Below are 18,468 nucleotides of genomic sequence, written 5' to 3' on the forward strand. Positions count from 1 at the left end.
GTAGGGTTAAGCGCTCAGCGTGGCGGCCAGGATGTCCAGAGCCCGGTCGAATTGTTCGTCGGGAATGGTAAGAGGGTACAGGAAGCGCAGTACATTTCCATAGACGCCGCAGCTGAGCAGGATCAGCCCCTGTTCGATCGCCTTGTCCTGGACCTGCTTGACGCGCGCGGCGTCGGGTGCGCCGGTGCTGGGGTCATTGAGTTCCAGGGCCACCATGGAGCCCAGCCCGCGCACGTCGGCAATGGCTGGGCAGGAGGCGCGCAAGTCGTTGAGGCGGCTCATGAGCTTCTGCCCCAATTGGTTCGCGCGTTCGCACAGTTTCTCTTCCTGGATGATGTCGAGCACGGCATGCGCGGCGGCGACGGCCAGCGGATTGCCCGCATAGGTGCCGCCCAGTCCGCCGGGGGCGGGGCTGTCCATGACTTCGGCACGGCCCACGACACCCGAGATGGGCATGCCCCCGCCCAGGCTCTTGGCGATGCACATGATGTCGGCTTGCACGGAATGGTGCTCCATCGCGAACAGCTTGCCGGTGCGCGCGAAACCCGTCTGCACTTCATCGGCAATGAGCAAGATGCCGTGCTCGTCGCAGATCTGTCGCAGTGCCGTCATGAGTTCCGGAGGCGTGATGTTGAAACCGCCTTCGCCTTGCACGGGTTCGATGATGATGGCGGCGACCCGCTTGGGATCGATGTCGCTCTGGAAAAGGAGATTCAGCGCTTTCAGGGAGTCGGCCACGCTGATGTCCTGCGCGACCGTCGGAAACGGGACATGGAAGATGTCGTTGGGCATCGGGCCAAAGGAAAGCTTGTAGGGCGCCACTTTGCCGGTCAGCGCCATGCCCAGCAGTGTGCGGCCGTGAAAGCCGCCGGTGAAGGCGACGACGCCCGACCTTCCTGTGTGGCTGCGCGCGATTTTCACGGCGTTCTCGACTGCTTCGACGCCGGTGGTGAAGAAGGCGGTTTTCTTCAGCCCGGAAATCGGGGCGATGGCGTTCACGCGCTCAGCCAGCGCCACATAGCTTTCGTACGGCACGATCTGGTAGGCGGTGTGCGTGAAATGGTCCAGCTGTTTCGCGATGGCGGCCTTCACCTTGGGATGGCAATGTCCGGTGTTCAGTACCGCGATGCCGCCCGCGAAGTCGATGTACTCTTTGCCGTCCGCGTCCCACAGGGTGGCGTTTTCAGCGCGTTCCGCATAAAAATTGCACATGACACCCACGCCCTTGGGCGTGGCAATGGAGCGGCGGGTATTCAAGTCAAGGTTTTTCATGGCGATCTCAACAAGTCCGTGAGTTGCCCCGATGGGGGCGAGAAGAAAATCCTGTCGTCAGCAGGCCTTTGATTATTAAAAGCCAAAATGGCCCCATGAAGTAGATCCACTTTTTAAAATTTCATGGTGCCATTGTTCGGTCGCCCCCGGAAAAGCCCTATTTGAGCCTGGGCCGCCGAACTTTCTTGTGGTGCTGATTCAGCAGTTCGATGATCCTGCCGGTTGCCGGGGTCAGCGTGCCATGCGGGTAGGTGATCCCCAGCTTGCGCACCATGGTGGTTTCCTTCAGCCTGACTTCTTTCAACAGCCCGCGTGTCTTGGGATGGTCGAGCGTCAGCTTCGACAGGAAACAAAGAAGCTCCGTGCTGGCAATGAGATCGTGGATCGAAGGAAGCGTGTTTGCCTCGATATGCGTGATCGGCTTGGGCAGATTGTTTGCCGCGAATACCCTGTCCAGCCATTTCCGGCTTTCGACGGGCGGCGTGGGAAGTATCCAATGATATTCCAGCAAGTCTTCCAGGCGGATGGAAGGCTGCGCAAAGATGGGATGGCCTTCGCTTGCAGCCACGACGACGATATCGTCGATGAAACCTTGGTTGACGAACTCGTCGTCGGTCGAGATCACGCCGACGATCATGTCCAGCTGCTCTTGGCGGATACCCTCCTTGAGCTCGTAGTTGGTGCCTATGGTGATCTCCAGCGATATGTTGGGCGCATGGCGCAATGCCAGCGCGCACACGGTGGGAAGGAGATAGTCTGCCGTGATCGGACCGCAGCCGATGCGTACTCTGCCGGCGGATCCGGCGATGAAGTCTTCCATGCCGTTCAGGTGATGATCGCTGGTCTCCCTTATTTTCTTCGCGCGCAGGTAGAACTCCTTGCCGACCGCCGTCAACGCCAGGCCGCGGCCCTTGCGTTCGAATAGCGGCGCGCCCAGCTCTTCCTCAAGACGCTGTATGCATTTCGTCAGCGCAGGCTGGCTGCGATGGAGCGCCTCCGACGCCTGCCCAAGGTGCTTGAGCTCCGCGATGGTTTCGAAATAGCGCAGATCACGAAATTCGATATTCAATTCATTCCTCGAAGTTATCGTTTGATCAAAATAAGCGAATGGATGTTTATATCACGATGGCGTCTAATTCCCCTGCCGGGCGTTCCGCCCGGATCGAATACTTGGGACGCACTATGCAGCACACCATTCTGGTCACCGCTCGAACGCTCGACGCCGCAGGCATGGCGCTGCTGGAACAAGAGGGATGCCGGACCATTTTCCTGAGCGGAGCGGGAGATGCCGCTGAAGTCGAAGCCATCCTGGGAAACGAGAAGGTCGACGCCGTCATTTCCCGTACGGTCGATCTGTCCGCAGGCGCCATCCAGTCCTGCGCCAGTTTGAAAGTCGTGTCCAAGCATGGGGTCGGCGTCAGCAATATCGATGTGCAGGCCTGCACGTCAAGGGGAATCCCCGTCTTCGTCACGCCCGGCGCGAACGCGCAGTCGGTTGCCGAGATGACTTTGGGATTGATGCTGGCGGCGGCCCGCAGTCTTGCGCACATGGATGGCGAGATCCGCGCGGGCCGCTGGACGCGGCTTCAAAACGGCCTGGAGCTGAAGGGCAGGACCCTGGGACTGGTGGGGTTCGGGCAAGTCGGACGCCTGGTCGCGAAATTCTGCCTGGCCTTGGGCATGCGGGTGGCGGCCTACGATCCGCATGTGAAGGAGGACTCGGCATCAGGAGAGATCGAATGGCTTGCCGACCTGGACTCGCTCTTGAGCCGGTCCGACGTATTGAGCCTGCATGTGCCGCTCACGTCTTCCACGCGTTCGCTGATCGCCGCGGAGCAGCTGGGCAAGCTGCCATCCGGCGCCATTCTGGTGAATACGGCGCGCGGTGAAGTGGTGGACGAAGACGCGCTTATCGCGGCTCTCGCCGATGGCCGGCTCTATGCCGCGGGGCTCGATACGACGGCCGAAGAGCCCATAGCCGCCGACAGTCCGCTGCGCCGCATGAGCAACGTCGTATTGACGCCCCACGTGGGCGGATCCACCCATGCCGCCCTGGCTGCGATGGCTCTGGGCGCGGCTCGGAACGTACTCGGCTATCTGAAGCACCAGACCCTCGATCGCGACAGGGTCGTGAACTTCAACCAACTGCAACCCGAAGTCCATGGAGGGACACATGTCCTCTGAAGAAAGCTGGCCTCCCGGCTATCGCATCAATGAAACGCCTCGCGGCTTATCCGCTCGGTTGATTGCCGAGTTCAGGGAAGTGCCTGTGGCGGTGGCGGGCGACTGCATGGGCCGGTCGCTCGGCGCCATGGGGCTGAAGCCCTATCACGAGGATCTGCATGCGATGCTGTGCGGACCCGCGCTGACCGTGCAGGTCCGCCCGGGCGACAACCTGATGATCCATAAGGCGCTGATGATGGCGCAGCCCGGCGACATCATCGTCATCGATGGCGGCGGCGACCTGACCCAGGCGCTCATTGGCGGGCTCATGAGAACGACGGCGCTGGCGCGACGGATCGGTGGCTTCGTCATCGATGGAGCCATACGCGATCTGGTCGAATGGGCCGACGGCCGCATGCCGGTTTTTGCGAAGGGGCATACCCATCGCGGACCCAGCAAGGAAGGCCCGGGGCAGATCAATGTGCCGATCGCATGCGCGGGCCTGGTGGTCCAGCCGGGTGACCTGATCATGGGCGACGCCGATGGAGTCATCTGCGTGCCGGTTGCAGAGGCGGATGGCCTGCTGCCCCGCGTGCGCGCGCACCTGCAACGAGAGCAGGCCATCCGGATGTCCAACGAGCAAGGCACTTCGGACCCCGAGCGGTTCAATGCGGTACTGCGGGCCAAAGGCCTGCCTGTCTAGCGTCAGCGGACGCTGACTGTTGTCATTTCATCGATAAAACGAAATCCAAGGAGAGGCATGATGATTCAGTTTCGCAAACTCGCCGCCATATCGGCGTTGGCGCTCGGCATCCTGGCGGCGCCGTCCATTTCCCAGGCGGCCGAGGCTTATCCGTCGCAGACCGTCAAGCTGCTGGTCCCGTTCCCGCCTGGCGGCGGCACGGACACAATGGCGCGCTTCGTTGCCAACTCGCTTGCCGAAAAGTTCAAATGGAACATTGTGGTGGATAACCGGCCGGGCGCGGGCGGAACGGTGGGCCTGGGCATGCTGGCCCGTTCTACGCCGAACGGCTACAACATGGCGCTGGGGCAGACGTCCAACCTGTCGATCAACCCTTATCTGTACAGCAATATTTCCTACGACGTCGCAAAGGATTTCGCACCGGTCGTGTCGGTCGCGTCGCAGCCCATGGTGTTGATCGTCGCCGCCGACAAACCGTACAAGAACGTGCAGCAGCTGGTGGATTTCGCCAAGGCAAACCCGGGCCGGCTTACGGTCGGCAATGCCGGCACGGGCACCGTGGGCGACATCACGGGCCGGTTTTTTGCACATGAGGCCGGTATCGAGGTTCTGCATGTGCCCTACAAGGGTGCGGCCCCCGCCATGAACGATCTGCTGGGCGGCCAGATCGATGCGTTCTTCGCGTCGACGCCGGCCGTCATGTCCCAGCAGGACAATCCGAAGATCAGGGCGCTGGCCATCACGACGCTCGAGCCGATTCCGCAATTGCCCAATGTGCCGCCGTTGGCAGGAACCTTGCCCGGCTTCGAGGCCGCTTCCAAGACGGGCTTGATCATGCCGGCGGGAACGCCCAAGGACATCATCGAGACCGTCAACCGGGCCGTTAACGAAGTCCTCAAGACCGACAAGCTGCGGACGAACATCATGGACGAAGGCAATGTGGTGCTGGGCGGCTCGGTGCAGGAATTCGCCGGCGTGATCGCCGACGATTCGGCCAAGTGGTCCAAGATCATCTCGGACGCGAACATTCAAATCAAGTAATCCCATGTCCGAAGCGTTGAAGCATATCCGCGTCCTCGATCTGACCAATGTATTGGCGGGGCCGTTCTGCTGCCATCAGATGGCGCTGATGGGGGCGGACGTCATCAAGGTCGAGACTCCCCGCACGGGGGATCTGGCCCGCCAGCTGGGCGCGGACGCCGACTTGAACGGGCGGCTCATGGGGCTGTCCTTCCTGGCGCAGAACGCCGGGAAGCGTTCCATTACCGTCAACTTGAAAAGCGCCAAGGGAAAAGCGCTATTCCTGAAGCTCGTGGAGACGGCGGACGCGGTGGTCGAGAATTTCAGGCCGGGTGTCATGGACAAGCTCGGCCTGGGATTCGAGGTCCTGCGTCGCCACCAGCCACGGCTCGTCTATTGCGCCATCTCGGGATTTGGCCAGGACGGCCCTTTCAAAGGTTTGCCTGCCTACGATCAGATCGTGCAGGGCATGTCGGGCGTGATGAGCATCACGGGCGATCCGGATACCGCCCCCTACCGCGTAGGCTATCCCATCGCCGACACCATAGGCGGCATGACGGCGGCCTTCGCCTTGACCGCCGAGCTGTGCAACGCATCCCGCAGCGAGGCGCGTTTCATCGATGTCTCCATGCTGGAATCGGTCATTGCGACGATGGGGTGGGTGGTGTCCAACTACCTCAACGCCGCGCACACGCCGGCGCCGATGGGCAACGATAACTTCACAGCCAGCCCTTCAGGCACCTTCCGCAGCGGCGACGGCTTGCTGAACATCGCCGCCAATAAGCAGGAACAGTTCGAAGCCCTGTGCAAAGCGGTTGGCAAGCCCGGGCTCATCGAAGACAGCCGATTCTCGACGCGGCAGGCGCGTTTGCAGAATCGCGCGGTGTTGAAAGCGCTGCTGGAAGATGCTTTGTCGGCACGCTCGGCCGAAGACTGGTGGCCGATGCTGGCAGAACAAGGCATTCCTGCGGGACCGGTCTATGGCATCGACAAGATACTGGCTCATCCGCAGGTTCGGGGGCGCGGAATGATAGGGCGCTTTACCGAGGTGCCCGGTGTCGGCCGCGATGTCGAGATCGTGCGCAGCGGGTTCAAGGTGGACGGACGAGCACCTTCGGTCCAGGAGCCGCCGCCGGTGCTGGGCCAGGATACCGATGAGCTGCTTGTCCAGCTTGGCTACACGAGCGATGACATCATCGCCATGAAAAACGAGGGAGTGGTATGAGCGATTGGGCTGACGACGAACTGGCCAGCAGCAATTGGTGGCGCACGCGAATTTCCGACATAGCGCCCGGAAGCATCCGCTACCACGGCTATGCCGTCCAGGACCTGATCGGCAATATCGGCTTCGCTGAAATGATCTGGCTCATGCTGCGCGGGGACCTTCCCACCCCGCGCCAGGGAGCGCTGCTGGAGGCTGCACTGATGTCCGCCGTGGATCACGGGCCGCAGGCGCCCAGCATCGCGATCTCGCGCATGGCAATGACTTGTGGTGTCAGCCTCAATAACGCCATGGGGTCGGCGGTCAATGTACTGGGTGATGTCCATGGCGGCGCCGGTGAGCAGGCGGTGGCCTTGTATCAGGAGATCGCCGGCGATATCGAATCGGGTACGGAAACGTCCGCGGCGGTTCGCAAGGGACTGGATGCGTTCATTGCACGGCATGGCAAGTACATCTCAGGCTTTGGCCATCGGTTCCATCCGATCGATCCGCGCGCAATCCGCTTGCTCGAGCTCGTGGACCAGGCCGTTGCGAACGGCGAGGTCAGCGGTCGTTATGCCGCCATAGCAAGAACCGTGGAGACCGAGCTGCAGGCGCGCAAGCAGCGTCCCATACCAATGAACATCGATGGGGCGACCGCGGTCATCTATGCGGAATTGGGTTTTCCGCCCGCCTTGGCGCGCGGACTGTTCTGCCTTTCGCGCTCCGTCGGGATTCTTGCCCACGCCTGGGAGCAGGCACAGCAAGGCGGGCGAAACAAAGGGCCTATTCCACGCCAGTACCTGCCCGCCTACGACGGCCATCCGCCCCGCGACTTTCCGACAGGAAGGTAGGGCCCGTCGACAGGCGACCCCGCATGTAAAATCAGCGCCTACCTTTTAGCGTTGACCATCTCATGCCTTCTTCTTACATAGCGGTGATTGGCGGCGGTCCCGCCGGTCTCATGGCGGCCGAAACGCTGTCCCGGGCGGGTGCGCAAGTGCAGGTCTACGATGCGATGCCGTCCGTGGGCCGCAAGTTCCTGCTGGCGGGGCGCGGCGGGCTCAACCTGACCCACAGCGAACCGGCCGACAGGTTCGTGTCGCGCTATCGCGAACGGTCAAACGAGGTGGGCGGCTGGCTGCGGCAGTTCAATGCCGACGATCTGCGTGCCTGGGCGCATGAGTTGGGCGTGGAAACCTTCGTCGGATCCTCCGGCAGGGTGTTTCCCAGCGAGATGAAGGCGGCGCCCATGTTGCGTAAATGGCTGCATCGCTTGCGCGTGCAGGGTGTGGAAGTGCATGCCCGCCACGTCTGGAAAGGCTGGTCGGATAACGGGGGCATCCTGTTCGACACGCCGCAGGGGCCGATCGAATCGCGTCCCGATGCGGTGATCCTTGCGCTGGGCGGAGCCAGTTGGCCTCGCCTGGGCTCGGATGGCGCATGGCAGGGGCCGCTGGCGGCAAGGCGGGTGCGCATCGTGCCTTTGCGCCCCGCCAACTGCGGCTTTCTTGCCGGTTGGAGCCCATTGTTCCAGGAACGCCATGCGGGGCAGCCGCTCAAGTCCATCGCCATGGCTCCGCGCGGCGAGACGCCGATGCGGCGCGGAGAGTGCATGGTGACGTCGGACGGGCTGGAGGGCGGACTGGTGTACGCCTGGTCGGCGCAGCTGCGCGAAGCCCTGGAGCGCGAGGGCGAGGCCTGGCTGTGCATGGACCTCTTGCCCGACAGGGATCCGGACCAAGTACTGGCCGAGGTTTCCAGGCCGCGCGGCTCGCGCTCATGGTCCAGCCACCTGGCGAGCCGCTTGGGGCTGCAGGGTGCGAAAGCCGGCCTGCTGCGTGAATGCCTGGACAAGTCGGCATACGGCAGCCCCAATGTTCTGGCTCGCGCGATCAAATGCCTGCCGCTGCGATTGACCGGCACGCGGCCGCTGGATGAGGCGATCAGCACGGCGGGCGGCGTGGCGTTCGATTCTTTGGATGCGGACCTGATGCTGCGTGACGTGCCCGGCGTGTTCTGCGCGGGCGAAATGCTGGATTGGGAGGCGCCCACCGGCGGTTATCTGCTGACCGCCTGCTTCGCCAGCGGGCACGCGGCGGCGCAGGGGGCCCTGCGATGGCTGGAAGCATCGCGAGGGGTCGGACCCCATGCGGGGTCCGACCCCAAACCCTGATTCTGCAGGGTCAGACCCCGTCCGGGGTCTGACCCTTACTCGCCGCCGCCCGGGGTCAGACCCCGCATGGGGTCTGACACTCACCCGCAACCGCCCCGGGGTCAGACCCCGCATGGGGTCTGACCCCCCTGCCTCAACGCCGCGCGCGCAGCTTCTTCTGCCGCCTCAGGAAATAGGCTCTATCGTCCGCGCTGGAGAATATCAAGGCCAGCACGATGCCCAGCGCGGCGCCGACGATGGTGTCGATCACGCGTTCGACGGGCAGGTTGCTGTTGGCGGCGGGCGCCACCAAATGCGTCATCAGCAAGGCCATGGGCGTCACGGTGATCTGCCCCAGGGCGTAATTGAAGCCGATGATCAGTTCCGTGATGAACTGGAAGAGCACGATGGCGGTGACCATCGTCCAGAACGAAGGATTCTGCGCCAGAATGGCCCACACGATACAGGCGCCGACCACGGTGCCCGCCATGCGCTGCAGTGACCGGTTCATGGTGATATGCAGATGTCCGCCCTGCATCACCGCCGTGGCGCCAATGGCGGCCCAGGCGGGATACTGCCAGCCGGCGGCATGGGTGACCAGGGCGGCGAGCGCGGCCCCGACGGTGATCCGGCATGCCGCGATCAATTGATGCCTGAATGGCGGTTTCCGCCCGGAGGGTGCGCCAGGCACGCTGACGTCCTGACTGCGCCAGCGATCGGTCAGCATGCAGACCAGCCATGCCAATGCGGCGCCCCAGATCGTGGCGAGGGTTCGAGCCGCTACCGTATGCAGCGAGTCGACGGGTCCCAGCACGGCGCCCACCGCGAACACGATGATGACCGCGCCCGGACCGCCCAGGCTCCAGTGGGAAACAGCGATCGTCGACGCTCCGGCGCACAGCGCCAGGACCAGCACCATCATGGCCGGGGTAGCGCCCGCATAGGAGATCAGTGATGGCAACAGGACGCCCAGCGTCAGCAGGATCCCGCAGATGAAGACGATGCGCCGGCGGCGTTCGAACGAGGCATAGCGGCCGAACAGGGCGGCGAGGGCGCCTAAGGCGGGAAAGCCCACCAGCTCCGGCCAGGGCGACACATGCATGCTGCCCAGCGCAAGCAAGACGGCCAGCGCCGCTTGCAAGCCGGCGATCATCGCATTTTGCAGGGACGGCGGCGCCGCCACCTTCATGCTTTCCTGCAGCTGCGCCAGAGACAGCAAATGCCTGGCTGAGCGCCTGCGTGAGTTCTTGACGCGCGCCCGCACCCGACGGCCGCCGCGCGCTGGCGCGGGCGATGTGGACGCTGCGGGTTTGTGGTCGGGCATCCGAATAGTCTACGCCAAGTCCGATGACAATGGGGTCAGACCCAAGCGGGTCTGACCCCTGCCGCTCCCAACCGCAGACCCGATCGGGTCTGATTCCTCCTGCAACGCCCAGCGGGGAAGGACCGGCGTTTACTCGCTGGTCACGATGACCTTCAGCGCCTGCTCCCGCGAGGCGTTGCCGAACACCTCATAGGCCTTCATGAAGTCGTTGAAGGCGAATCGGTGGGTAATCAACTGTTCGGGCTGAAGCCTTCCGGACTCCACGGTCTTCAACAGCATGGGCGTGGTGTTGGTGTTGACCAGGCCGGTCGTGATGGTGATGTTCTGGATCCACAGCTTTTGCAATTCGAGACTCACGGCGCTGCCGTGTACGCCCACGTTGGCCAGGCGGCCGCCGGGACGCAGGATGCGCTGGCAGACGTCGAAGGTCTGCGGTATGCCTACGGCTTCGATCGCAACGTCGACGCCGTCCTTGGTTTCTTTCCTGATCGCCTCGGCCACGTCGCCGTGGCTGCTGTTGATGACCTGAGTCGCGCCGAACTTCTTGGCCAGGCCCAGACGGGCGTCGTCCACGTCGACCATGATCAGCTTGGACGGCGAATAGAACTGGGCCGTCAGCAGCGCGGCCATGCCCACGGGGCCGGCGCCGACGATGGCCACGGTGTCGCCGGGCTGCACCTGGCCGTACAGGACCCCGATTTCGAATCCGGTGGGCAGGATGTCGCTCAGCATGACCAGTGCTTCTTCGTCGCTGCCCGCCTTGATGGGATACAGGCTGTTGTCCGCATGCGGGATGCGCACGTACTCGGCCTGGGTACCGTCGATGAGGTGGCCGAGGATCCAGCCGCCGTCTTCGCAATGCGAGTACATCTGCTTCTTGCAATATTCGCACTTGCCGCAGGCGGTGATGCAGGAAATCAATACGCGGTCGCCGACTTTGAAACTGCTGACGGCGCTGCCGACCGCCTCCACCACGCCTACTCCTTCGTGACCGAGGACACGGCCGGCGGTGACGGCCGGCACGTCGCCTTTCAGGATATGCAGATCGGTACCGCAAATGGTGGTCTTGGTGATGCGGACAATGGCGTCCGTAGGTTGGCTGATCTTCGGTGCGGGAACGGTGGCGAAAGCCTTCCTGCCCGGAGCTTCATAGACGACGGCTTTCATTTGGGACGGCGTGGCCATGATTGCCTCCTTGTATGCAAGGGATGAGAGAACGTGATCATTCACACCATGTTCTCACCCGGGCAGGACCTCGGCATTGATATTGCGCAAGCGGGGGAACGGGGGGTCTGACCCCTCCCACCTCATATACGGGGGTCTGACCCCTCCCACCTCATATAATGTCTGCCTTCAGGCATTCAGAGCAGGAGACCGGATTTTGGCGAAATGGGCGATAGGCATTGATATAGGCGGGACTTTCACGGATCTGGTCGCGATCGAGTACGAGACCGGCGCACTGCACAGTCTCAAGATACTTACCACGCATACGGATCCCGCTACCGCGGTGGTGCAAGGCGTGGGCCGCTTGATGCACGCGAACGGCATCGCGGCACAGGACGTCTTGAACGTGACGCACGCCACCACCCTGTTCACGAACGCGCTCATCGAGCGCCGGGGCGCACGCACGGGCATGCTGGCGACGCAGGGCTTCAAGGACATCATCGAGATGGGCAACGAGCGCAAGTACGATCTCTACGATCTGCGCCTGGACCGCATCGCACCTCTCGCGCCCCGGACATTGCGCGGCGAAGTGGCCGGCCGGCTGGATGCCGAAGGCCGGGAGATCGAGCCCCTGGATATTGAACAGGCGCTGAAGGTCACCGGCGAACTGGTGGCCGACGGGGTGGTGTCGCTTGCCATCTGCTTGCTGCACGCCTACAAGTCCGACATCCACGAGCAACGCCTGAAAGCGGCCATCGAGCAAGCCCACCCCGGGCTGGCGCTGACGCTTTCGTCCGAGGTCGCGCCAGTGATTCGCGAGTACGAACGCATGTCCACCACTTTGGCCAATGCTTACATCAAGCCGATGGCCCAGGGGTATCTGGATACCCTTGCGCAGCGCCTGCGCGAGCTTGGCCTGCGCAGCGAGATCCTGATGATGCTTTCCAACGGGGGGCTGTCGCATCTGGAAGATGCCAAGGCCCACCCCATATCGCTGCTGGAGTCCGGACCCGCGGCGGGTGCCGTGTCGGCGGTGCATCACAGCCTGCGCGAGGGCAAGGACAACCTGCTTGCCTTCGACATGGGAGGCACTACGGCCAAGCTTTGCCTGATCGAGCATGGCCAGCCTTCGGTTACGTTCGGCTTCGAAGCGGCGCGCCAGAAGCGCTTTGCCGAGGGCAGCGGCATTCCCATCAGCATCACCACGGTCGACCTGATAGAGATCGGCGCGGGAGGGGGCAGCATCGCCCATCAGGATGAGCTGGGGCTGCTCAAGGTCGGCCCGCAGAGCGCAGGCTCGGAGCCCGGGCCGGTGTGCTATGGGCGCGGCGGCGAAGAGCCCGCCGTGACCGATGCCAACCTGATCCTGGGCTATCTGAACGGCGGCTATTTCGCCGGCGGCACCCTGCCCATCGATATCGAAGCGGCGCGCGCAAGTTATGCGAAGCTGGGCGGGATGCTCGCGCGCCATCCCGATGACGTCGCCTGGGGCGTGCACGACATCGTTGCGGAAAACATGGCGGCGGCTGCACGCGTGCACGTTGCGGAGCGGGGCAAGGATCCGCGCAACTTCGTCCTCGTCGCGACGGGAGGAGGCGGTCCCCTGCATGCCTATTACGTCGCACGCAAGATAGGCGTCAAGACCATCATCTGCCCTCCGGACGCCGGCGTGGCATCCGCCTTCGGCCTGCTGGTGTCGTCGGCGCGAACGGATCGCTCCCGTACCGTCAGCTTCAAGCCCGCCACCGACGCGGTGCAGGAGCTCGAGGACATGTTCGCGGCGCTCGAACATGAAGTGACGGCCAACCTCGAGACCTTGTCCGGCAGCTTCGGGCCATGCGTGTTGCGCCGGCGCGCGGACGGCAGATTCATCGGCCAGGGCTTCAACCTGACGGTCGATCTCCCGGATGGCCCATACGCCGGTGCCGCATCGGCGGAGCCGGATGCGGCAAGCTGGGCGGCCCGGCTCGAGCAGTCATTCCGAAAAGAGTATGAACGAAAGTTCGGACGCACGCCGCCCAGCGTGCCGGTGGAACTGGTGAACCTGAGGGTGACCGGCCTCTCCGCGCCGCGCCGGCAATTCGAGCCGGCCCAGCGGGACATGGCCGGCGCCGCGGCGCCCATTGCCACGCGCCCGGTGTATTTCAAGGAGGCGGGCGGCTTCGTCCAGACGCCGATCTATCGGCGTGAAACCCTGCCCGTCGGATTCAGCGCGCAGGGACCGCTGCTGGTCGAAGAAGCCAGCACCACCCTGGTGGTGGGCCCCCTGGGGCACGCCACGGTGGCGCCGTCCGGCAGCCTGGTGGTCAGTATTGAGGACTTGCAATCATGAAAAATCCCATCGACCTGGCGTCCGACGCCATTTTTCTCGAAGTATTCTGGACCCGCATCCGCTCGATCGTTACTGAAGCGGCCAAGGTGATCGTGCGCACATCGTTCTCGACGCTGTCCTCGGAGGCCAACGACTTCGCCGTTGTGCTGACCGATACGCGCGGTCAGACCCTGGCCGAGAATGCGGGCGCCATCCCGTCCTTTATCGGCACGTTGCCAAAGACCGTGCAGGCCACCGTGGCCAGCATAGGCATGGACGCCATGCGTCCGGGCGACGTCTTCATCACGAACAATCCCTGGATAGGCACCGGCCACTTGAATGACGTCTGCCTGGTCAAGCCCATTTTCCATGGCGAACGCATCGTCGGCTTCGCCGCAACGACCGGGCACGTGCCCGACATCGGAGGCAAGATCCGCTCCGTCGATGCGCGCGAGCTGTTCGAAGAAGGCTTCCACATACCCATCATGCATTTCCTGCGCGAGGGCGAGGTCGACAACACCTTGCTGAGCCTGTTGCGCGCCAACGTGCGCACGCCGGACCTCACGGTGGGAGACATCTGGTGCCATGCGGGTGCGGCCGAACTCATTGCCCGGCGGGTGGACGACCTGTTGCGGGAATATGGGCTGCACGAGATCGACAGTCTGGCCGATGCCTTGTTCGACCGCAGCGAACAGGCCATGCGCAAGGCCATTTCCGCGCTGCCTGACGGCGAGTACCGCTACAGCATGGATACCGACGGCTTTGCCGAACCGTTCCATTTCAATGTGGCCGTCCGCATCGCCGGCAGCGAAATCGAATGCGATTTCGCCGGATCCTCGCCGCAGCAGCCCCGGGCCATCAATTGCGTTTTGGCTTACACCAACGCCATGGCCGTGTATGCGATAAAAAGCCTGCTGCTGCCTGACCTGCCCAATAACCATGGCCTGTTCCGTCCGCTGACGGTGACCGCCCCGCAAGGCTCGATCCTGAATCCCGTGTCGCCCGCGCCTGTGGGAGGCCGATCCTGCACCGGTCACTACGTCCCTACCGTGGTGTTTGGCGCGCTCTATTCCGTGCTGCCCGACCGGGTCATGGCAGGGGTAGGCTCGCCGGTGTGGATCACCAACATGAACGGCATCCGCGAGAACGGCAAGCCGTTCGCGACCGTGCTCTTCTACAACGGAGGGATGGGCGCGACGGCCGGCAAGGACGGCGCTTCGGTCATGTCTTGGCCCAGCAATATTTCCCCCACGCCCATCGAGATCGCCGAGCGCGACTCGCCGCTCCGGTTCCGCTATAAGCGCCTGTGTTCCGATTCCGGCGGAAAAGGCGAGTTCCGGGGCGGCTTGGGCGAAGAAATATGTTTCGTCAGCCGGCATACCGGCCCGTTATCCGTGGTCTTCCTGACCGAGCGCATCAAGGTGCCGGCTCCCGGCCTGGGCGGAGGCGGGGAGGGCGGCTGCGGCGCGGTGCTGATCAACGGCCGTCCGATCGATTCGCGCGTGCCCCAAGTGCTGCAGCCGGGCGATGAGGTCACGCTCCGCACGCCGGGTGGCGGCGGCTTTGGGCCGGCCGGCAAACGAAGCAAGGCCGCTCAGGACCGTGATCGGGAATTGGGTTATGCCTCGGCGTGATTAGGAACGGCTTATTGCCTGCGTATGGGTAATATGGATATGATCGATAGGTATTAGACAAAGCGCATTGCCGCTGCAATACTGCTTTCCCTCTTCTTCTGTAAGAATCCAGGCAGTTCGCCTGCCGATCATTGTGGTGTCCATCATGTCTATCGCACGTTTCTTCACGGCCATGGCGCTTGCCGCCGGCATCGGTTTTGCGGCACCAGCCGCTGCAGCCGGGTTTCCCGACAAACCCGTCACCCTCGTGGTCGGGTTCTCTCCCGGCAGCAGCATCGATCTCGTGGCGCGTACCGTGGCCAAGAAGCTTTCCGAAAAAATCGGTCAGCCCGTTATCGTCGAGAACAAGTCGGGCGCGGGCGGCAACCTAGCGGCGGACTACGTGGCGCGGGGCAAGGCCGATGGCTATAACCTGCTGATTGTCGCCAACAGCATCGCCATCAGCCCCGCTTTGTACAAAGACCTGAAGTTCGACGTCAAAAAGGATCTGGCCGCGGTGGCCTATCTGGGAATCGGTCCCGTGATCCTGAAAGTGAGCAATGAACTGGGCGTTGACTCCCTGAAGGAACTCGTGGCCTACGCGAAAGCCAACCCCGGCAAGTTGAACTATGGCTCTTCGGGCGTGGGTGGCACCCCTCACATGGCGACGGTGCTGTTCAATCAGGTTGCAGGCACCGAGATGGTGCATATTCCCTACAAGGGCGGCGCGGACGCGCTGGCGGCCTTGCTGGGCGGCCAGGTCGATCTGCTGATCAACCCTTTGCTGGGCGATACGGCGTCGGACCGGATCAAGTCGCTGGCCATTACCGGCGAAGCCCGTTCCGTGCTGGCACCCGACGTTCCCACATTCGGAGAACTCGGATACCCTGAATACGATGTGGGCGTCTACTATGGCGTCATGGCTCCGAAGGCCACTCCCAAGGATATCGTCGACAAGCTCAATGCCAGCTTCAATGAAACCCTGGCCGATCCCGAGGTCGTCGAAGCCCTCAGCACCCGCAGCGGCATCGTGTTGAAGGCCGGCAGCGCGGACGACTTCCAGCGCTTCCTGGACAAGGACATCGAGCTCTGGCAGGAAGTCGTCGAGCGCAACAAGAACGTGTTGAACTGATTGCCAGGGTCAGTCCCCATACGGGGTCTGACCCTTCTTCTTTCTTCCGGGGTCAGACCCCCCATGGGGTCTGACCCCCTACGCCTTCCACTGACTGGGGTCAGACCCCGTATGGGGTCTGACCCCTTCCCGTCACCGCAATTGCGCGCGAAGCTCGTCCTGCAAGGTGGGCGCCAACCCCAGCTTGCGCCCCAGCTCATCCAGGTAAGCCTTTTCCATGAAGCTGTCGTCTTCGATGACCAGCAGGCTGGCGAGATAAATCTCGGCAGCGATCTCGGGTGTGCGAGCCAGTGCCGCAACTTCTGCCGGGTCAGCGGGCTTCTTCAGTTCAGCATCGAACCAGGCCATGTCGGCGCGGCTGCTTGCCAGCTTCGCCACTTCGGAATCGATCAATTGCCTTTCCTTGTCGCCGATATGCCCATCCGCCTTGGCGGCGGCGATCATGGCGGCCAGGATGGCTTTGCTGTGCTGTTCAGCATCGGTGGCGCCGGTCTTCAGCGTGGGCGACGGCGGCGGGGAATAAGGCAGTGGCTGTGCAGGCTGGGGGGCGGGCTGGCCAGCGGGCTGGGCCGATTGTTTCGTCTGCCAGTCCTGGTAGGCCTTGAGCGCGACGGCGCCCAATGCGGCCGCGCCGCCGTAGGCAGCCAGTTTGCCGCCCATTTTCCGGAACTTCTTGTTGCCCAGCAGCAGCCCCAAGGCGCCTCCGGCCAGTGCGCCGCCGCCGAAACCGCCAAGATTGGACCCAAGGCCCGGCGCAGCATCCTGGATGCGCGAGCCGGCATCCTGGCCCAGGCTTTTTCCGGACTGAAGCAGTTGTTGCAGGAGCTGTTGTACCGACATGTGGTTGACGTCCTCTTTATGAAATAAACGGCTAAAGGACGTCAGACAGCGTTCCAGGGCGAAAGTTGCATGTGCGAGGGGTCAGACCCCGCTCGCCCCCTTTTGCCTGGGGTCAGACCCCATACGGGGTCTGACCCCTCAAGTCTTCGCGCGGGGGGTCTGACCCCTCAAATCTCTTCATTCCGCCGCCGTAGCAATAGGCCGTGCCCGGATCGTCGTGCCTCGGGAGGGTAGGCCGAGCGAAATCGCCGCGGCGCCGAACAGCAGGAGGCCTGCCGCTCCGAAGGCGATCAGGTGGGTGCCGAACGCCTCGTACGCCCAGCCGCCCAGCCATGAACTGATCATGCCGCCGATCTGGTGGCCGACATACGCCCAGCCGCAAAGCACGCCGACCAGACGGGTGCCATAGACATCGGCCATGATGGCCGAGGACAGGGCGACGCTGCCCGCCCACACGAGGCCGCCGACCGATGCCACGCTGTACAGCTGCCAAGGGGCGAGCGCTTCGACCAGGCCGAAGAAGCCCAGGCCGCGGACCGTATAGATGATCGCCAGGATATAGCGCCGTTCGACCATGTCGGACAGTTTCCCCAAGGCGAAGGAACTGAAGATGGCGACCAGGCCGATCAAGGCGATGCCGAACGCGCTGCTCCGGGCATCGAAGCCATGGTCCATCAGCATGGGCACACCATGGGTGCCAAGCAGATTCATGCTGAAGCCGCAAGCGAACATACCCAGCGTCAGTTGCCAGAAGGGAAGGGTCCGCACGGCGGCGGCGGCCCGTAGCGGGTGCGCCTGTGCCCCAGCGGAATGCGGCGGGACTGCACAGGAGGCCTGCACCGGCGCGTGGGGCCGGACGGGCGCGGGCGCCGCGAGCGTGTCCGCGTGTTCCGGGGCATTGTCGCGGATGACGAACAAAGCGCAAGGCAGCGTGATCAGCGTAAACACGGCAGCGAAGCCCGCTAAGGTCGCCTGCCAGCCAAAGGTGCTGATCGATGAGGTAAACAAAGGGGTCAGGATGGCGATGCCGGCCATGGACCCGGCGGACAGCACAAACAGCGCCATGCCGCGCTGACGGACGAACCAGCGGCTGATGACCGGGGTCAGCGAGACGGGGCTGGCGAGCGCCAGGCCGATGGACAAGCCCACCCCATAGCTCAGGGCGAGGCTGAGCACCCCTTGCGCATAGATGGTGCCGACTATGGACACGGCGACGAAGAGTGCGCCAAGAAGCAGCACGCGGCGTGTTCCCCAGGACGTGACCAGTTGCCCCGCAAGCGGCATGGTAAGGCCGTAGGTCAGCATGCCGGCGGCGATTATGCTGGAAAGCTCGCTGCGCGTCATGCCCAGATCCTGGGTCATGGGAAGAAAGAAGGGGCCCGCGCCCAGGCGCAGGCCGACGGTCAGAAGAGTCAGCACCGTTGCCGCCCAGACTATGGCCCATCCGTAATACATGCTCTTGCCGCCCATCTTCTTGCTCCGCCTTTTCCGATCCCCCTATTCAAGCGCTTTATGGCGATTTCGGCAAGTGCGCCGCGGGGCGGCGTCCGTTGCTCCAGGCCATGGGCGC

15 protein-coding genes are annotated in these 18,468 nt (G+C 63.5%); 9 read left to right on the forward strand and 6 right to left on the reverse strand.

The features are described 5' to 3' along the window. Window positions 1-6 precede the first annotated feature (6 nt). Together ACSBPU_RS03105 and ACSBPU_RS03110 are read right to left on the reverse strand one after the other, a co-directional pair. Entirely contained in the window at window positions 7-1,272 is a 1,266-nt protein-coding gene (locus ACSBPU_RS03105) for a 4-aminobutyrate--2-oxoglutarate transaminase (RefSeq protein ID WP_180069932.1), read from the reverse strand. Window positions 1,273-1,429: 157 nt separating this feature from the next. Then, window positions 1,430-2,341: a LysR family transcriptional regulator gene (locus tag ACSBPU_RS03110; RefSeq protein ID WP_442595507.1), complete on the reverse strand. Its 912-nt coding sequence runs from the start codon at window positions 2,339-2,341 to the stop codon at window positions 1,430-1,432. A 113-nt stretch (window positions 2,342-2,454) separates the two neighbouring features. Here ACSBPU_RS03110 and ACSBPU_RS03115 point away from each other — a divergent pair, with 113 nt between their 5' ends. The 6 genes from ACSBPU_RS03115 to ACSBPU_RS03140 all read left to right on the forward strand — a co-directional run bounded on the left by ACSBPU_RS03115 (window position 2,455) and on the right by ACSBPU_RS03140 (window position 8,535). Next, the gene (locus ACSBPU_RS03115) at window positions 2,455-3,456 is read left to right on the forward strand and encodes a hydroxyacid dehydrogenase (RefSeq protein WP_442595509.1); all 1,002 of its coding nucleotides are present in this window, start codon (window positions 2,455-2,457) and stop codon (window positions 3,454-3,456) included. Continuing rightward, window positions 3,446-4,138: an RraA family protein gene (locus ACSBPU_RS03120; protein WP_442595511.1), complete on the forward strand. Its 693-nt coding sequence runs from the start codon at window positions 3,446-3,448 to the stop codon at window positions 4,136-4,138. The genes ACSBPU_RS03115 and ACSBPU_RS03120 overlap by 11 nt, the downstream gene beginning before the upstream one ends. A 57-nt stretch (window positions 4,139-4,195) precedes the next feature. Continuing rightward, window positions 4,196-5,179 (forward strand): Bug family tripartite tricarboxylate transporter substrate binding protein, encoded by a 984-nt coding sequence (locus ACSBPU_RS03125; RefSeq protein WP_442595513.1) that lies wholly within the window; start codon window positions 4,196-4,198, stop codon window positions 5,177-5,179. Window positions 5,180-5,183: 4 nt separating this feature from the next. Further along, window positions 5,184-6,383: a CaiB/BaiF CoA transferase family protein gene (locus ACSBPU_RS03130; protein ID WP_442595515.1), complete on the forward strand. Its 1,200-nt coding sequence runs from the start codon at window positions 5,184-5,186 to the stop codon at window positions 6,381-6,383. Next, the gene (locus ACSBPU_RS03135) at window positions 6,380-7,213 is read left to right on the forward strand and encodes a citryl-CoA lyase (protein ID WP_442595518.1); all 834 of its coding nucleotides are present in this window, start codon (window positions 6,380-6,382) and stop codon (window positions 7,211-7,213) included. The genes ACSBPU_RS03130 and ACSBPU_RS03135 overlap by 4 nt, the downstream gene beginning before the upstream one ends. A gap of 62 nt (window positions 7,214-7,275) precedes the next feature. Then, window positions 7,276-8,535 (forward strand): TIGR03862 family flavoprotein, encoded by a 1,260-nt coding sequence (locus ACSBPU_RS03140; RefSeq protein WP_442595520.1) that lies wholly within the window; start codon window positions 7,276-7,278, stop codon window positions 8,533-8,535. A gap of 133 nt (window positions 8,536-8,668) precedes the next feature. Here ACSBPU_RS03140 and ACSBPU_RS03145 read toward each other — a convergent pair whose 3' ends face one another. Then, window positions 8,669-9,838 carry an FUSC family protein gene (locus ACSBPU_RS03145; protein WP_442595522.1) on the reverse strand — a complete coding sequence of 390 codons (1,170 nt, stop codon included), beginning with the start codon at window positions 9,836-9,838 and terminating at the stop codon, window positions 8,669-8,671. A 129-nt stretch (window positions 9,839-9,967) separates the two neighbouring features. Continuing rightward, window positions 9,968-11,005 (reverse strand): zinc-dependent alcohol dehydrogenase family protein, encoded by a 1,038-nt coding sequence (locus ACSBPU_RS03150; RefSeq protein WP_442598526.1) that lies wholly within the window; start codon window positions 11,003-11,005, stop codon window positions 9,968-9,970. A gap of 214 nt (window positions 11,006-11,219) precedes the next feature. Between ACSBPU_RS03150 and ACSBPU_RS03155 the strand changes: the two genes are divergently transcribed. From ACSBPU_RS03155 to ACSBPU_RS03165, 3 genes are all read left to right on the forward strand, one after another. Then, on the forward strand, window positions 11,220-13,334 hold the full coding sequence (locus ACSBPU_RS03155; protein WP_442595524.1) for a hydantoinase/oxoprolinase family protein: 2,115 nt from the start codon (window positions 11,220-11,222) through the stop codon (window positions 13,332-13,334). Continuing rightward, entirely contained in the window at window positions 13,331-14,947 is a 1,617-nt protein-coding gene (locus ACSBPU_RS03160; RefSeq protein WP_442595526.1) for a hydantoinase B/oxoprolinase family protein, read from the forward strand. Before ACSBPU_RS03155 ends, ACSBPU_RS03160 begins: the two co-directional genes overlap by 4 nt. Before the next feature lie 145 nt (window positions 14,948-15,092). Further along, the gene (locus tag ACSBPU_RS03165; protein WP_442595528.1) at window positions 15,093-16,058 is read left to right on the forward strand and encodes a tripartite tricarboxylate transporter substrate binding protein; all 966 of its coding nucleotides are present in this window, start codon (window positions 15,093-15,095) and stop codon (window positions 16,056-16,058) included. 132 nt (window positions 16,059-16,190) lie between these two features. Here the strand turns inward: ACSBPU_RS03165 and ACSBPU_RS03170 are convergent, their stop codons facing one another. Both ACSBPU_RS03170 and ACSBPU_RS03175 read right to left on the reverse strand, forming a co-directional pair. Continuing rightward, window positions 16,191-16,898 (reverse strand): tellurite resistance TerB family protein, encoded by a 708-nt coding sequence (locus ACSBPU_RS03170; RefSeq protein WP_442595530.1) that lies wholly within the window; start codon window positions 16,896-16,898, stop codon window positions 16,191-16,193. 177 nt (window positions 16,899-17,075) lie between these two features. Further along, the gene (locus tag ACSBPU_RS03175; RefSeq protein WP_442595532.1) at window positions 17,076-18,368 is read right to left on the reverse strand and encodes an MFS transporter; all 1,293 of its coding nucleotides are present in this window, start codon (window positions 18,366-18,368) and stop codon (window positions 17,076-17,078) included. Between the last annotated feature and the right edge of the window lie 100 nt (window positions 18,369-18,468).

Source organism: Parapusillimonas sp. JC17 (assembly GCF_052180245.1).
GTDB lineage: Bacteria > Pseudomonadota > Gammaproteobacteria > Burkholderiales > Burkholderiaceae_B > Parapusillimonas.

Excerpts from the sequence above, each read along its gene's own strand:
- ACSBPU_RS03105 (WP_180069932.1), bottom strand. The coding sequence starts at position 1,272 with ATGAAAAACCTTGACTTGAATACCCGCCGCTCCATTGCCACGCCCAAG.
- ACSBPU_RS03115 (WP_442595509.1), top strand. The coding sequence starts at position 2,455 with ATGCAGCACACCATTCTGGTCACCGCTCGAACGCTCGACGCCGCAGGC.
- ACSBPU_RS03120 (WP_442595511.1), top strand. The coding sequence starts at position 3,446 with ATGTCCTCTGAAGAAAGCTGGCCTCCCGGCTATCGCATCAATGAAACG.
- ACSBPU_RS03125 (WP_442595513.1), top strand. The coding sequence starts at position 4,196 with ATGATGATTCAGTTTCGCAAACTCGCCGCCATATCGGCGTTGGCGCTC.
- ACSBPU_RS03130 (WP_442595515.1), top strand. The coding sequence starts at position 5,184 with ATGTCCGAAGCGTTGAAGCATATCCGCGTCCTCGATCTGACCAATGTA.
- ACSBPU_RS03135 (WP_442595518.1), top strand. The coding sequence starts at position 6,380 with ATGAGCGATTGGGCTGACGACGAACTGGCCAGCAGCAATTGGTGGCGC.
- ACSBPU_RS03140 (WP_442595520.1), top strand. The coding sequence starts at position 7,276 with ATGCCTTCTTCTTACATAGCGGTGATTGGCGGCGGTCCCGCCGGTCTC.
- ACSBPU_RS03145 (WP_442595522.1), bottom strand. The coding sequence starts at position 9,838 with ATGCCCGACCACAAACCCGCAGCGTCCACATCGCCCGCGCCAGCGCGC.
- ACSBPU_RS03150 (WP_442598526.1), bottom strand. The coding sequence starts at position 11,005 with ATGAAAGCCGTCGTCTATGAAGCTCCGGGCAGGAAGGCTTTCGCCACC.
- ACSBPU_RS03160 (WP_442595526.1), top strand. The coding sequence starts at position 13,331 with ATGAAAAATCCCATCGACCTGGCGTCCGACGCCATTTTTCTCGAAGTA.
- ACSBPU_RS03165 (WP_442595528.1), top strand. The coding sequence starts at position 15,093 with ATGTCTATCGCACGTTTCTTCACGGCCATGGCGCTTGCCGCCGGCATC.
- ACSBPU_RS03170 (WP_442595530.1), bottom strand. The coding sequence starts at position 16,898 with ATGTCGGTACAACAGCTCCTGCAACAACTGCTTCAGTCCGGAAAAAGC.
- ACSBPU_RS03175 (WP_442595532.1), bottom strand. The coding sequence starts at position 18,368 with ATGGGCGGCAAGAGCATGTATTACGGATGGGCCATAGTCTGGGCGGCA.